19 protein-coding genes are annotated in these 13056 nt (G+C 39.3%); 6 read left to right on the top strand and 13 right to left on the bottom strand.

All coding sequences use genetic code 11. The features are described 5' to 3' along the window. Position 1: 1 nt before the first annotated feature. The 10 genes from TH67_RS02055 to gmhB form a co-directional block, all read right to left on the bottom strand. A complete protein-coding gene (locus TH67_RS02055; protein WP_072594144.1) occupies positions 2 to 1027 on the bottom strand; it encodes an aspartate-semialdehyde dehydrogenase in 1026 nt (341 codons plus the stop codon). A 49-nt stretch (positions 1028 to 1076) separates the two neighbouring features. Beyond that, a complete protein-coding gene (locus TH67_RS02050) occupies positions 1077 to 2231 on the bottom strand; it encodes a sigma-54-dependent transcriptional regulator (protein ID WP_072594143.1) in 1155 nt (384 codons plus the stop codon). Positions 2232 to 2243: 12 nt separating this feature from the next. Continuing rightward, positions 2244 to 2636 carry a hypothetical protein gene (locus tag TH67_RS02045; RefSeq protein ID WP_072594142.1) on the bottom strand — a complete coding sequence of 131 codons (393 nt, stop codon included), beginning with the start codon at positions 2634 to 2636 and terminating at the stop codon, positions 2244 to 2246. Then, positions 2612 to 3106 carry an LPP20 family lipoprotein gene (locus tag TH67_RS02040; protein ID WP_219334520.1) on the bottom strand — a complete coding sequence of 165 codons (495 nt, stop codon included), beginning with the start codon at positions 3104 to 3106 and terminating at the stop codon, positions 2612 to 2614. Before TH67_RS02040 ends, TH67_RS02045 begins: the two co-directional genes overlap by 25 nt. A gap of 50 nt (positions 3107 to 3156) precedes the next feature. Then, a complete protein-coding gene (gyrA, locus tag TH67_RS02035) occupies positions 3157 to 5778 on the bottom strand; it encodes a DNA gyrase subunit A (protein WP_072594140.1) in 2622 nt (873 codons plus the stop codon). A gap of 98 nt (positions 5779 to 5876) precedes the next feature. Then, on the bottom strand, positions 5877 to 6272 hold the full coding sequence (locus tag TH67_RS02030) for an SseB family protein (RefSeq protein WP_072594139.1): 396 nt from the start codon (positions 6270 to 6272) through the stop codon (positions 5877 to 5879). Position 6273: 1 nt separating this feature from the next. Continuing rightward, the gene (gene gmhA / locus TH67_RS02025) at positions 6274 to 6843 is read right to left on the bottom strand and encodes a D-sedoheptulose 7-phosphate isomerase (RefSeq protein ID WP_072594138.1); all 570 of its coding nucleotides are present in this window, start codon (positions 6841 to 6843) and stop codon (positions 6274 to 6276) included. Continuing rightward, positions 6818 to 8236: a D-glycero-beta-D-manno-heptose-7-phosphate kinase gene (gene rfaE1, locus TH67_RS02020; RefSeq protein WP_072594137.1), complete on the bottom strand. Its 1419-nt coding sequence runs from the start codon at positions 8234 to 8236 to the stop codon at positions 6818 to 6820. The genes gmhA and rfaE1 overlap by 26 nt, the downstream gene beginning before the upstream one ends. Continuing rightward, positions 8229 to 9218: an ADP-glyceromanno-heptose 6-epimerase gene (gene rfaD, locus TH67_RS02015; protein ID WP_072594136.1), complete on the bottom strand. Its 990-nt coding sequence runs from the start codon at positions 9216 to 9218 to the stop codon at positions 8229 to 8231. The genes rfaE1 and rfaD overlap by 8 nt, the downstream gene beginning before the upstream one ends. Next, a complete protein-coding gene (gmhB, locus tag TH67_RS02010; protein ID WP_072594135.1) occupies positions 9215 to 9730 on the bottom strand; it encodes a D-glycero-beta-D-manno-heptose 1,7-bisphosphate 7-phosphatase in 516 nt (171 codons plus the stop codon). The genes rfaD and gmhB overlap by 4 nt, the downstream gene beginning before the upstream one ends. Positions 9731 to 9821: 91 nt before the next feature. On the opposite strand from gmhB, the gene TH67_RS02005 reads away from it, so the two are divergent. The 4 genes from TH67_RS02005 (at position 9822) to TH67_RS01990 (ending at position 11286) form a co-directional block, all read left to right on the top strand. Further along, positions 9822 to 10124: a c-type cytochrome gene (locus tag TH67_RS02005; protein WP_072594134.1), complete on the top strand. Its 303-nt coding sequence runs from the start codon at positions 9822 to 9824 to the stop codon at positions 10122 to 10124. Positions 10125 to 10379: 255 nt separating this feature from the next. Then, on the top strand, positions 10380 to 10703 hold the full coding sequence (locus TH67_RS02000; protein WP_072594133.1) for a tyrosine-type recombinase/integrase: 324 nt from the start codon (positions 10380 to 10382) through the stop codon (positions 10701 to 10703). Positions 10704 to 10820: 117 nt separating this feature from the next. Next, a complete protein-coding gene (locus TH67_RS01995; RefSeq protein ID WP_072594132.1) occupies positions 10821 to 11060 on the top strand; it encodes a hypothetical protein in 240 nt (79 codons plus the stop codon). Between the two features lie 82 nt (positions 11061 to 11142). Continuing rightward, a complete protein-coding gene (locus TH67_RS01990) occupies positions 11143 to 11286 on the top strand; it encodes a helix-turn-helix domain-containing transcriptional regulator (protein WP_223154235.1) in 144 nt (47 codons plus the stop codon). Between the two features lie 55 nt (positions 11287 to 11341). On the opposite strand, the gene TH67_RS01985 is transcribed toward TH67_RS01990, so the two are convergent. From TH67_RS01985 to TH67_RS01975, 3 genes are read right to left on the bottom strand one after another with little or no spacing between them, the layout of a single operon-like run. Then, positions 11342 to 11575 carry a histidine kinase gene (locus TH67_RS01985; protein WP_072594131.1) on the bottom strand — a complete coding sequence of 78 codons (234 nt, stop codon included), beginning with the start codon at positions 11573 to 11575 and terminating at the stop codon, positions 11342 to 11344. Then, positions 11572 to 11823, bottom strand: a complete 252-nt coding sequence (locus TH67_RS01980) for a hypothetical protein (RefSeq protein ID WP_072594130.1) — start codon at positions 11821 to 11823, stop codon at positions 11572 to 11574. The genes TH67_RS01985 and TH67_RS01980 overlap by 4 nt, the downstream gene beginning before the upstream one ends. Beyond that, the gene (locus TH67_RS01975; RefSeq protein WP_072594129.1) at positions 11820 to 12071 is read right to left on the bottom strand and encodes a cobalt chelatase; all 252 of its coding nucleotides are present in this window, start codon (positions 12069 to 12071) and stop codon (positions 11820 to 11822) included. Before TH67_RS01975 ends, TH67_RS01980 begins: the two co-directional genes overlap by 4 nt. 286 nt (positions 12072 to 12357) lie before the next feature. Here TH67_RS01975 and TH67_RS01970 point away from each other — a divergent pair, with 286 nt between their 5' ends. Then, positions 12358 to 12684: a hypothetical protein gene (locus tag TH67_RS01970; protein WP_072594128.1), complete on the top strand. Its 327-nt coding sequence runs from the start codon at positions 12358 to 12360 to the stop codon at positions 12682 to 12684. A gap of 124 nt (positions 12685 to 12808) precedes the next feature. Next, positions 12809 to 13030, top strand: a complete 222-nt coding sequence (locus TH67_RS01965; RefSeq protein WP_072594127.1) for a phosphonate transporter — start codon at positions 12809 to 12811, stop codon at positions 13028 to 13030. Positions 13031 to 13056 lie beyond the last annotated feature (26 nt).

The raw sequence follows: 13056 nt of genomic DNA, 5'->3' as shown, positions 1-13056 counted from the left end.
TTTACTCTTGCATCGCAATCCACTTTTGCGCGATCCTGACAGCATTTGTAGCAGCCCCTACGCGGATCTGATCGGCACTGCACCAAAGGTGAAGCACATTAGGTCTGTAATTATCAACTCTGATCCTGCCGACATAAGTCTCATTTGTATCGCTTGAAATGATAGGCATCGGATACTCTTTATTTGCTGGATTATCGACCACAACGACGCTTGGAGCTTTGCTTAAAACCTCTCTTGCCGCATCTGCACTCACATCTTTGTCAAAGTGGATAGTGATCGCCTCAGAGTGGCTTCTAAGCACTGGCACACGCACACAGGTAGCGCTAACTTCTATATCTTTGTGAAGAATTTTTTGCGTCTCATTGACCATTTTCATCTCTTCTTTTGTATAGTCATTGTCCAAAAAAACATCGATATGTGGGATCACGTTTAGTGCTAGGCGGTGTGCAAATACCTTTGGCTCGCACTCATCAAGTTTAAACTCAAAGAATTTTTGCATCTGAACGACAAGCTCTTCCATGCCCTCTTTGCCAGCACCGCTTGCTGCTTGGTAAGTAGAGACATCGACTCTATTGATACTAAAAGCGTCGTTTAGCGGTTTTAAAATTTGCACCATTTGGATAGTCGAGCAGTTTGGATTTGCGATGATGCCGCGATTTTTCCACATAGCAATGTCGCTTGGATTGCACTCTGGCACAACAAGAGGGATATCTTTATCCATCCTAAAATGGCTGGTGTTATCGATGACTACTGCGCCACTATCAGCTGCAAATTTGGCAAATTTCTCTGAGACTGAACCGCCCGCACTAAAAAAAGCAATATCAATCTCGTGCTCGCAAAAAACCTTTTCGGTTAGCTCTTTTACCTTGTAATATTTGCCATTAAATTCGATCTCGCTACCAGCACTTTTTGCACTAGCAAGCGGTAAAAGCTCTCCAACTGGAAAATCAACCTCTTCCATAACTCTAAAAAGCTCTTCGCCGACCGCTCCAGTAGCACCAACGACTGCTACGTTAAATTTTCTCATCTGCTCTCCTTATCTTTTTTAATTTTCGTAATTTTACTTAAATTTATGGCTATTTTTTGCTTCTGGCTTGTAAAAATAGATCATTTGGCAAAATTTCATCACCCTCGCTTAGTATCACTGCTCTTTGCACGACTGAAATGAGCTCTCTTATGTTGCCTGGATAGTCATAGCTCAAAAGCTCCTCTTTTGCCGCTTTTGAGAAATTTTTAGCCTCAAAGCCATACTCTTTGCAACATTTTTCCAAAGTATCCTGCGCGATAGGTAAAATTTCATCTTTTCGCTCACGAAGTGGCGGGATGAAAAGCGGGATCGTATTTAGGCGGTAGAAAAGATCCTCTCTAAACCTGCCCTCTTTCATCGCAAGCTCTAAATTTGCGTTTGTAGCGCAGATGATGCGAACATCTATCTTTTCGCTCTTTGTAGCGCCAAGTCTTGTTATCTCGCGCTCCTGCAAGGCACGAAGCAGCTTTGGTTGTAAATTTATAGGCATCTCGCCGATCTCATCTAAAAATAGCGTTCCACCATTTGCTAGCTCAAACTGTCCTTTTTTTGTAGTCGCAGCGTCAGTAAATGCGCCTTTTTCAAAGCCAAAAAGCTCACTTTCTATCAAATTTTCAGGGATCGCTGCCATATTTAAAGCAACAAATACAGCATCTTTTCTAGGTGAGTTTGCGTGGATAAATTTAGCAAAGACCTCCTTGCCAACGCCACTTTCGCCACTAAGCATGACTGAAGCGTCAGTCCTTGCAGCTTTTAGCGCGATATTTAGCGTCGCTTCAAGTGCCTTTGAAGTGGCTAAAAAGCCGTTATTTTCGCTTTTTGTTTCTATTTTTTTTATAGTTTTTGGAGTTTTTTGCTTAAGAAGCTCGACCCTTTTTATCGCTTCATATAGCGTCGAGACGTCAAATGGCTTTGTTAAAAAGTCCTTCACGCCGAGCCTAACGCTCTCTATCGCCTTATTAAGCGTCGCATTTCCTGTCATTATGATGACGTCAAATTTGCCGTTTAACTCTTTAATGAACTCAAGTCCGTCCATCTTTGGCATGTTTATGTCGGTTATGATTAGATCAGTGTCGTCGCTTAGCTTTTTTAGAGCTTCAACTGCGCTCTTATAGCTCTTGATGTTTAGCTCGTCGTACTCGCCAAGTGCGATCTCAAGCGACTTTCGCATATTGATGTCATCTTCTACTATGACGATATTCATTTGATCTCTTTTTTATTGAAGTGTGCCGATGATAGCGGATTTTGGCTTAAATTCCACCATAAATCTAACTGGCAAAATTTTCAAATTTGAAGCGTTTGAGATCTGTGTATTTTTGACATTAAGCTCATTTTTTATCATCACTTTTTTTAAGGCAAAGCAGTCAAAAATTTCATCTTTGTGTAAATTTAAAAAGCCAAGAGTTGTGGTGTTTTCATCTTTAAAAGCATCTATCTGGCAAAGAAATTTTGGTTTTGGATTTGATGTTAAAGTCATCGCCTTTGAAAATGAAATTTCCTCAAAGGCAACTATTTGATTTTTCGTATCGACCTTCGCCCAGAAGATAAACTCCTCCAGGCAAAAGGAGAAATTTAAAAGTATTGTTAGTAAGAAAAGACTTCTCGCCACTTATCTTCGTCTATCTTAAGCTCCATATTTACCTTATAAAGCCCGTCTTTGAAATTTTCATTCACGATCCTTGCGTTTTTAACAAGGCCTTGAACCTTTGAAGTGATAGATGAGTCGTTTAGCATCGCGTCTCTTACGGTGTCTTCAGCATTGATCTTTACGCCATAAAGCTTACCAGCAAGCTGCGAATAAGCATCAGCCATAGCTGCTCTTTTTGCAAGAGTGACTGACTGAGCGTATGAGAGCGAATTTAGCGGAGCTATGCCCTCGCCTGTGGCTCTAAAAGTGGTCTCTCTTGGAGCGCTATCATATATCATCTTCTCTTTTTTCATCACCTCTCTAAGATCGTCTTTATCGACCTTTTGGATGACTACATTACGGTTTGATGTGCTAGTTGGCTCGCCCATAAAGCCGTTAAATGAGCAACCGCCAAATAAAGCTACCATCAAAGCAAAAGATAAAATTTTAATCTTCATAAACAACCTTTTTTATGCTTTTATTTAAAATTTAATAGCAAAATTTATTCCAAAAGCCCCATATCTTCGCTTGGTGCTTCTTCCTCATCCTCGCCATCATCTGCCTTAGGGCATCTTGCGATACTTACAACATCATCGCCATCGACGTTTACGACGATAACGCCGCTTGTATTACGTCCTGCTTTGCGGATGCTTTGCATATCTACTCTTATCATCTTGCCGCTTGATGTTAGAGCCATTAGATCTTGCTCTTCATCAACCATCACAACGCCCACAAGATCACCTGTTCTGCTTGTTAGTTTCATGCAGATGACGCCTTTACCGCCGCGGTTTGTCAAGCGGTACTCATCAGCGGTTGTGCGCTTGCCGATACCTTTTTGAGATATGCTTAAAATTTCTTGATCATTGCTTTCGATGACTGCTGCACCTACGACTTCGTCACCTGGCTCTTTAAATTTGATGCCCGTTACGCCGCGTGCAGTTCTTCCCATTTGGCGAACCTTGCTGATCTTAAATTTAAGACACATACCCTTTTTAGTAACGACAAATAGCATTGTCTCATCGCTTGAGTCTGCGTCCTCTTCAGCATTTGCACTATCTTCATCGATCTCATTCTGAAGCTCTTCTACTTCAAGCACCTCTGTCTCTACGCTTAGCTCATTTTCAGGGTCAGTCACTGGTATATCATCGTATGTTTGAGCGATAAGCGCAGTTACTAGCTCGTCGTTCTCATCGAGGCTTATAGCTCTTACACCAACTGAGCGGATATTTTTAAACTCGCTTAAATTTGTGCGTTTTACGATGCCATTTTTAGTAAAGAACGCTAACGATTTGCTCTCGTCAAAATCAGTCGTTGGGATGATCGCTTTGATCTTCTCGTCAGGCTGCAATTGAATCAAATTTACAACTGCTTTGCCTTTTGCTGTTCGGCTTCCCTCTGGAATCTTATAGACTTTTAGCCAGTATAGCTGTCCGCGGTCAGTCACAAACATAAGTGTGTCGTGGGTATTTGAAGTAAAGAAACTCTCTATAAAATCATCATCGTATGTAGTGACCGCTACTTTGCCCTTGCCACCACGTTTTTGCTTCTCGTACTGCTTGCTTGGCACACGCTTGATGTAGCCGCGGTGAGTTATGGTTACGACCATATTTTCATTTGGTATCAGATCTTCAATGTCGATATCATCGTAGTCATCAACGATCTCAGTAACTCTTGGCACTTTAAATTTATTTTTGATCTCAAGAAGCTCTTCTTTTATCAAATTTTCAAGCAATGTCTCACTTTTTAAAATTTCATCAAGTCTTGCGATCTCAGCCATCAGCTCGGCTAACTCGGCCTCTAGTTTTTCGCGCTCAAGACCCGTTAGCTTGCTTAGCCTCATATCTAGGATCGCGTTTGCTTGTAGCTCTGAGAGGTTAAATTTACTCATCAAGCCTTCTCTAGCAACCGCCGTATCAGCACTATTTCTAATAAGCTCGATCACCTCGTCGATGTTATCAAGTGCGATCTTTAGACCCTCTAAGATGTGGGCTCTTGCGCGCGCTTTTTCAAGCTCAAATATCGTCCTTCTAATAATGACCGTTTTTCTGTGATTTAAAAATAGCTTAAGTAGCTCAATAAGGTTAAATACCTTTGGCTCTTTGTTATTAATAGCAAGCATAATAACGCCAAAAGTGCTCTCCATAGTGGTTGATTTAAAGAGGTTATTTAGCACGATGTCGCTCATAGCGTCGCGTTTTAGCTCTATAACGACGCGGATGCCGTCTTTGTCAGACTCATCTCTAACCTCGCTGATGCCATCTATCTGCTTATCTTTTACGAGCTCAGCGATCTGCTCAATAAGCCTTGCTTTGTTTGTTTGATAAGGCAGCTCGTCGATAACGATGACGTCTTTATTTGGCTTTTTTTCTATGTGCGTTTTAGCTCTTAGTTTGACCCTGCCGCGACCTGTGCGGTAAGCCTCTATGATGCCTTTTTTACCAAAGATGATACCGCCAGTTGGGAAGTCTGGACCTTTTATAAATTCCATTACCTCTTCAAGCGTCGCCTCTTTGTTTTCAAGAAGTAGTAAAAGACCGTCTATAAGCTCATCAAGGCTGTGTGGCGGGATATTTGTCGCCATACCAACAGCAATACCACTTGAGCCGTTTAATAATAAATTTGGCACACGGCTTGGAAGTACATCTGGCTCAACCTCTCTATCGTCGTAGTTTGGTACAAAATCAACCGTGTCTTTGTCGATATCTTTTAAAAGCTCTTCAGTAAGCATGGTCATTCTAGCTTCGGTATAACGCATCGCAGCTGCGCTGTCGCCATCTATCGAGCCAAAGTTTCCTTGCCCGTCAACGACTGGATAACGCATAGAAAATTTCTGAGCCATACGAACAAGTGCGTCATAAACCGCTGTGTCGCCGTGCGGGTGATATTTACCGATTACTTCACCGACGATACGAGCTGACTTCATATAGGCACTTCTGCTACCAACGCCAAGATTGTCCATAGCGTATAAAATTCTTCTATGAACTGGCTTTAATCCGTCTCTAGCGTCAGGCAAAGCACGTCCGACGATGACGCTCATGGAGTAGTCAAGATAGCTAGTTTTTATAGACTCTTCGATATCAACAGATGCGATATCTTGGGTTAATTCAAGTAGATTGTCTTTCATTTTTTTCCTTAAATTTAGCTTGGCTGATTTTAGCTTAAAATTAATAAAAACTTGCTAAATAGCAAATCAGCGACTTTGGCAATAGTGCGATGAAAATTTTAGTCTAAAATTTTTTCTATCTGCTCTTTTTTAAGAATAAAATCATAGCTAAATGCATCAACCACGACTCCAGCGTAGCTGCTCTCTTTTAGCATCGCAAGATACTCTTTTAGTCCTATCTCAATGCTTTCTTGCTCGCTGTCATTTCGCCAAAGTTTCATCGCCTCTTTGCTTGTAAATGCCGGAAAATAGCTAAGTTTTTCGCCCTCATCTTCAAGCAGGATAAATTTGATATTTGAGCCCTCCTCCTCGTAAACAACGCCGCCATCAGGCTTTGCAAGCGCTTGGTTTAAAAGCACCGGAGCGAAAAAGCTAGCCTTTTTTAAAGCCGCTATCAAATTTATCTCATTTTGCCGGCTGGGATCACTTAAAAATTTATCCATCACTTCTTGCATTTTAGCCCCTAAAAGCCTCGTCTACAGCCTGGCAAATTGTGTGAATAAAAAATATGTGCGACTCTTGTATCCTTGCAGTATCGCTTGAGCTAACGACTAAATTTAGATCACAATCCTCATTCATAGCGCCTCCGCCTTTGCCACTAAGTCCAAGCACTGATGCGCCCATTTTCTTGGCACTTTTTATAGCTTCAAGGACGTTTTTGCTGTTGCCGCTTGTTGAGATCGCTACGAGTAAGTCGCCAGGACGAGCTAAGGCCTCAAACTGGCGTGAGAAAACGTAGTCAAAGCCGTAGTCGTTGCCAATGGCCGTAAGTGCCGAAGTGTCGGTAGTCAGCGCGATGCCTGGTAGTGGCTGGCGCTCACTTTTATATCTGCCAGTTAACTCAGCTGCAAAGTGCTGAGCGTCCGCCGCAGAGCCGCCGTTACCGCAAATGAGCACCTTTTTGCCATTTTTTAGTGTATCAACTACCATCTGGCAAGCGCGCTCCAAGCTACCCAGCAAATTTACATGCTCACTAAAGGTCTTTTGGTGAGCCTCGAGCTCATTTTTTATCATTGTTTTTAGCATCTTTTATCCTTTTTATTATCCCTGTCGTGCTTTTGCCCTCGACAAAGTCGATCAGCCTGACCTCTTTTACGATATCGCTGCCAACGACCTCTTTGCCTTTATAATCAGCCCCTTTTACAAGCACATCTGGCTTTATCTTTGTTATCAAATTTAAAGGCGTATCCTCATCAAATATCACGACATAATCGACAAATCCAAGCCCGCTTAGCACGCAGGCTCTATCATTTTGCGAATTTATAGGACGCTCATCGCCTTTTAGTCTCTTAACTGAAGCGTCCGAGTTTAGCCCAACAACCAAAAGATCGCCAAGCTCCCTTGCGCGCGCAAGGTATTTTACGTGTCCAGCGTGTAAGATATCAAAGCAGCCATTTGTGAAAACGACCTTTTTCTTATCCTTTTGGCTCAAAATTTCTTCTAACTCCTCAACGCTTTTAAGCTTGTGCTCGAAATTTGCCCCAAACGAGCTATTTAGCAGCTGCTCGATCTCGCTAAAGCTAGCCGTTGCACTGCCAATTTTAGCTACGACGACGGCTGCTGCGAGGTTTGCTATCTTTATCGCCTCTTTTATGTCAGCCCCAGTTGCTAGCATGTAGCCAAGTGTGGCAAGCACCGTATCTCCAGCGCCAGTGACATCAAAGACCTCTTTTGCTTTAGCGGCAAAGATGTGCAATTTGTCATCATATAGCGCGATACCCTCTTCTGAGATTGTGATGATCGAATAGGTCAAATTTAGCTCATCTTTTAGCTGTTTTATCGCCTTTTCAAGCTCGGCCTTATCTTTTATCTTTAAATTTGTAGCCTCACTCGCCTCTTTTTTATTTGGTGTTAGAAGGGTTGCGTTTTTGTATTTTGAGTAGTCGCTACCTTTTGGATCGATAAGCACTGGGATATTTAGCCTCACGCACTCGTTTATGATCTCTTGGCAGACCTTTTCGCTAAGCACGCCTTTGCCGTAGTCACTTAACAAGACAGCCTTGAAATTTGCAAGGTTTTCTTTTACTTTTAAGATGAGCTCATCTTCTAAATTTATCTTGACGACGCTCTCTTTATCGATCCTGACAACTTGCTGGTGCGATGCCATGATACGGCTTTTTATCGAGCTTTCGCGTCCTTTTTCGGTGAGTATGAGCTCATCTTTTACGTTTAGCTCAGCAAGCTTCTCTTTTATCTTTTTACCAGCCTCATCATCTCCTAAGACGCTAGCCACACTCACATTTGCGCCAAGCGAGAGTAAATTTCTCACCACGTTGCCAGCGCCACCAAGCGTGTAGGTTTCGTTATTTATCTTTACTACCTGCACTGGCGCTTCTGGCGAGATACGGTCGCAGCTACCCCAGATGTAGTGATCTAACATGAGATCGCCAACGACTAAAATTTTAACTCTCTTAGCCATTTATCTCTTCCTTATAAATTCTCTTTATCTCTGGTAAGTAGTCTTTTATCGCCTCTTCCAAACTCCAAGTCGCACTAAAGCCAAATGCCTCGCGAGCTGGGGCTACGTCGGCCTCGGTGTGAAACTGATATGAGCCAATAAATGGATTTTTTATGTATTCGTTGCCTAAATTTACGCCAATCTCTCGCTGCAAGATGTCAGCGATATCTTGAAAGCTCCTTGCCTTGCCAGTAGCTGCGTTATAGACGCCACTTGGTGCGTCAAGCGCTTTTATGTTTGCATCAATGATATCTTTTATGTAAACAAAGTCTCTTTTGATCTGGTCGCTACCCTCAAAGAGTCTTGGGGTCTTGCCAGCTAAAATTTGCAGGCCAAACTGAAGCACCATTGAGGCGGTTTTGTTTTTGAAAAACTCGCCCTTGCCAAAGACGTTAAAATACCTCAGTCCAACCACGCTTACACCGCGTTTTGCGTAAATTTTATTGATATTATCCATGCTTAGCTTGCTAAAGCCATAGACGTTATTTGGCGCTTCGCACTCGCCAACGGTTTGTGGGCTCTTTGCGTTGCCATAAGTCGCCCCTGAGCTAGCGTAGATCATCTTTGCGCCCAAACTCTCGCAGATATCAAGCAAATTTACAAAGGCATTTACATTTGTTTTTATTAGCTCGTCTTGCTCTTTTACGGTCGTATCAGAGATCGCTGCTTCGTGGTAGATGACGTCTGGGCGAAAGCTCTTTATCTTCTCAAGCGTGCTAGGATCGTTGATGTCGCCGGCGTAAATTTCACCCTTAAAGCCAAGTAAATTTTTAAAATGTCCAAAGCTTTTTAGGTTGCCATTGCTAAATGTCTCGTCGTTTCTAAATTTATCTACGACAAGCACGTGAGCGTCTTTATAGTTTTCATCAAAATAATGCGCCAAGGCTGAGCCGATAAAGCCAGCACCGCCAGTTATAACTATCTTTTTTTCATTTAAATTCATAGTGATTTTTCCTTTTTTAGCTTATTTAAAACATCTCTTACATTTTTAAAATTTATGCCATCAAGCAAGAAATTTCTACCAACGCCAGCTCTTTTGCCAGCCTCGACGTCGCTTGGCTTATCACCTATCATGAGCGAGTTTTTAGGGTTTATGTTAAATTCTTTGCAGGCATCAAGTATCATCTTTGGATTTGGTTTTCTACAAGCGCAATCCGCCTCTGGGGCATGTGGGCAAAAATAGACTTTTGTGATGGAAATTTGCTCTTTTTTGAAAATTTCAAGCATAAATTTAGTTAGAGTCTCAAACTGCTCCTTCGTGTAGTAGCCTCTGCCGATACCTGATTGATTTGTCACGACAAAGAGCTTGTAGCCAGCCCCAGCAAATTCTCTTAACGCATCAAAAATACCATCGATAAATTTAAAATCTTTTATATCGTAAACATATCCAGCATCTTCGTTTATTACGCCGTCTCTATCCAGAAAAAGTGCTTTAATAGGCTCATTTTTATTCATTTGGTGATTATAGCCAAAATATTTTAACTAGCTTCTTGCGAATTTACCTTTTTGTACTATAATGCACAAACTTTTTTACAAAGGATGAAAAATGAAAAAATTACTAATTGTTTCTAGTGTTGCGGCTCTACTTTCAACTGCTGCCTTTGCTGCAGATGGTGCTGCTATCTATAAAAAATGTATCGCCTGTCATGGTGCAAAAGCTGAAAAAATGTTTAATAATAAAGTTCCAGCTTTAACATCTCTTGATGCAGCAGCTATCGAAGAGGCACTAAAGGGTTATAAAACAGGAGCAAATAAATTTGGTCTTGGCGCTATGATGAAACCAATCGCTACTCCAATGAGTGACGAAGATGCAAAAGCAGTAGCTGAATACATCCAAACTTTAAAATAATAATTAGGGGCATTCGCCCCTCCTGCATTTTTAAATTTATACTAATAATCCATAAAACATATAGTAGATGGGAATTTCTCTTTTTATATTTAAAAGTTATGAAACCTATTTTTACTAATCTTTCTTTTTACATATTAAAACAAAACTATTCTAGTCTTCAAAGCCATAAAACAACGCTTAGAAATAGCTAAGAGTGTAAGTAAAATAGAGGCTCGTAAACTCTTTACTGAAACAAAAAACGACCAAGTGCTTCGTATGGCTTACTACTGGGTATCTCAAGGGGCTTATGACAACTGCAAAGACCTACCCTTAAACAAGTGCCCCATAACTCATCTAAACCACGATACAGCAAATCGTATGTGGTGGGCTGTAAGAAACCATCTAGGATATAAGGGAGAAAACAACACTCACGGACTATACGTATTACGCCATACAGTGGCTTCTAGGTTAGTGAGTTTGAAGGGATTTAATGCTCATAAACTGATGGCTTTTATGGGTCATACAGATATCAAAAGTAGCTTACACTACGTTCATCTCAATGTTGATGATATACGTGACGGTATGGGAGTTGGCGTTTAGTTTTTAGATGATAAAGATATGAGGCATTTGGTTGCGGAGGACGGATTTGAACCGCCGACCTTCGGGTTATGAGCGTTAAGGACTTATTTTATGTTATAATGTTTGCAAAGGATAGTTATGGAAAATAAGAATTTATGGGAGTTTTTAAAAATTAAACTTGATTTCTTAAAGCCTTTTCTTACCACGCTTTTACTTTTAGATGCTGGTTTAATAGGTTTTATCTTTCTTAATTTTGATAAAAATGGGTTTATTTTAAATTTTTGCTCTACCATTGCAATCTTTTTGGTAAGTATTTTATTTTGTTATCTTTTAAAAGCATGTTTAGACGTATTAAAAGAAATGAAAGGATTATTATAATGTCAATATTTGGTTTATTCTTAATAGTTGTTTTTGCTGTTTTAGTAACTTGGGCTGGTGTAAAAATATCTAAGGTTTGATCTTGAAAGAAGAATTTACAAAATTTAATCTAGAAGACTATTTAACAACCGATAAACTTAGAAAAGAATATTTAAATCAGGTTTTGTCTGATGGCGATATCGAAGAATTGAAAAGAGCATTATTCTATATAGTAAAATCAATTTGATATCTGTTATTAAAAAATGCAAAGTAATAATAAAGCTTTTAGTATTCTCACTTTATTAACCTATTTCTTTTTTAAGTATTCTTGCTCTTATGTCTGATAAATAAAATTGCTGTTCCATTTCACTTAACTTATCAAATAGTTCTATTAGCTCTTTATGCGTTGGATTAATTTCACTTTCTTTTTGAAAATAAAATTCTAGTATTTTGTATAGGTTGGGGTTAGTTTTTTTCCAGTTATAGATAGTGCTTATATCTTTTTCTATAAATTTGGCTGCTTTTCTTTTATTCATTTGTCTATTTCTTTTTTTAAAATTCTTGTTTTTATATCTAGGATATAGTATTGAATTTCTTGTTCTGATAGTTTTTCAAAGAGCTGTATTAATTCTTTATATGTATCATTTACATATAAGCTTTTCTTGTTTTCTTTTAAATTTAGTCCATTTTCTATAACTTCAAAAAGCTCTTTTCTATTTTTACGCCAGTTGTATATAGTTTTTTCGGCTATCTTAAGCTTTTTTGCTATTTCTGCATTTGTCATTTGTATGTTTCTGTTTGTTTTATTTCTTTTTCTAATACTTTTACTTTTAGGCTAGATAAAAAATATTCTTGTTCTATGTCTGATAATTTTTCAAAATATTTTTTTAATTCATCTATTTTTGAAGCATTTTCTTGTGTAGAGTTAATATTTTCCATAATAAAATTATATAGTTTAGGTCTTGATTTTTCCCAGTTATAGAGAGTTCTTAGCTCTATTTCAAGTAAATTTGCGATTTCTTTTTTTTCCATATTCTTTGAAATTCTTTCATTTTTAATTTTTATTTAAGTTACATTATGAAATAATTTCATTGTTCGTATGAAATGATTTCATATTTCCGATTTTATCGAAGGTATGTAAATTTTGCCCTTAATATGGCTTTAAACTATTTGTAAATTGACAAACTGCCCGCAACAGAGTGAAGATGTTTTGGGGCTTGGTTGTTACAACCTTAATACGTTGTAAAACTGTTGGGGGTGGTGTAGCTCTGCCCCTAAAATACTAAGCTACAAATAAATATTTCTTAAGGAGCTACACATGTACACTTACCTTTTAGGCCTTTGTGACGAAGTTCGTCCAATTTCTCGTATCGACAAGAAAACTGGCGAAGTTTCATCATCTATTGATGTAACTATTACCTTTGAAAGTCGTGACCAACATGGCTATCTTGTTAAATCAACCGAAACTATTAATTATGATTTTTCTTTAAAGCCTAAATTTGATTCCGTCAAAGGCAAATATATTGCTGTTCCATATCGTTTTTTAAATACTCGTAATGGTGCTTATATGTTCCCTGATGAGAGTTTGAGTTTTCAAGTCTTTAATGAAAATCCTTTTTTGAAAGAAACAAAGCCATCTAAATAACAAAAAGCGGGGGCTATGCCTTAATGTGAGTAGCAAACCACTCTCCCGCATTAATCTCTAGAAAGTTTATTTTTATAGATTTTCTAGAGTTTAAAGCTCGTAAATCTATAAAAAGGAGTTAGATATGGAAAAGACTAAAAATTTTCTAAAATCTACTAAGGTTAAAGTTGCTGCTGTTGGCTCTGCATTGCTTTCAGCTCCTGCTCTTTTCGCTGGAGATGCTCCAGTTATTCCAACTACGCCGTTAAAAGCTGACTATGCTTTATTTGACTACGTATTTGCTGGTGTTATCGCTGTTGCTTTCATCTTTATGATAGCTGGCAGAGTTAAATCTTTCATCAAGTAATTTTAGGGGCAAGAAGCCCCTAAAAT

This window comes from Campylobacter concisus (assembly GCF_001891085.1).
Taxonomy (GTDB): Bacteria; Campylobacterota; Campylobacteria; order Campylobacterales; family Campylobacteraceae; genus Campylobacter_A; species Campylobacter_A concisus_O.
Note: the sequence above shows the minus strand (reverse complement) of the source record. Positions and strands in the feature narration are given on the sequence as shown.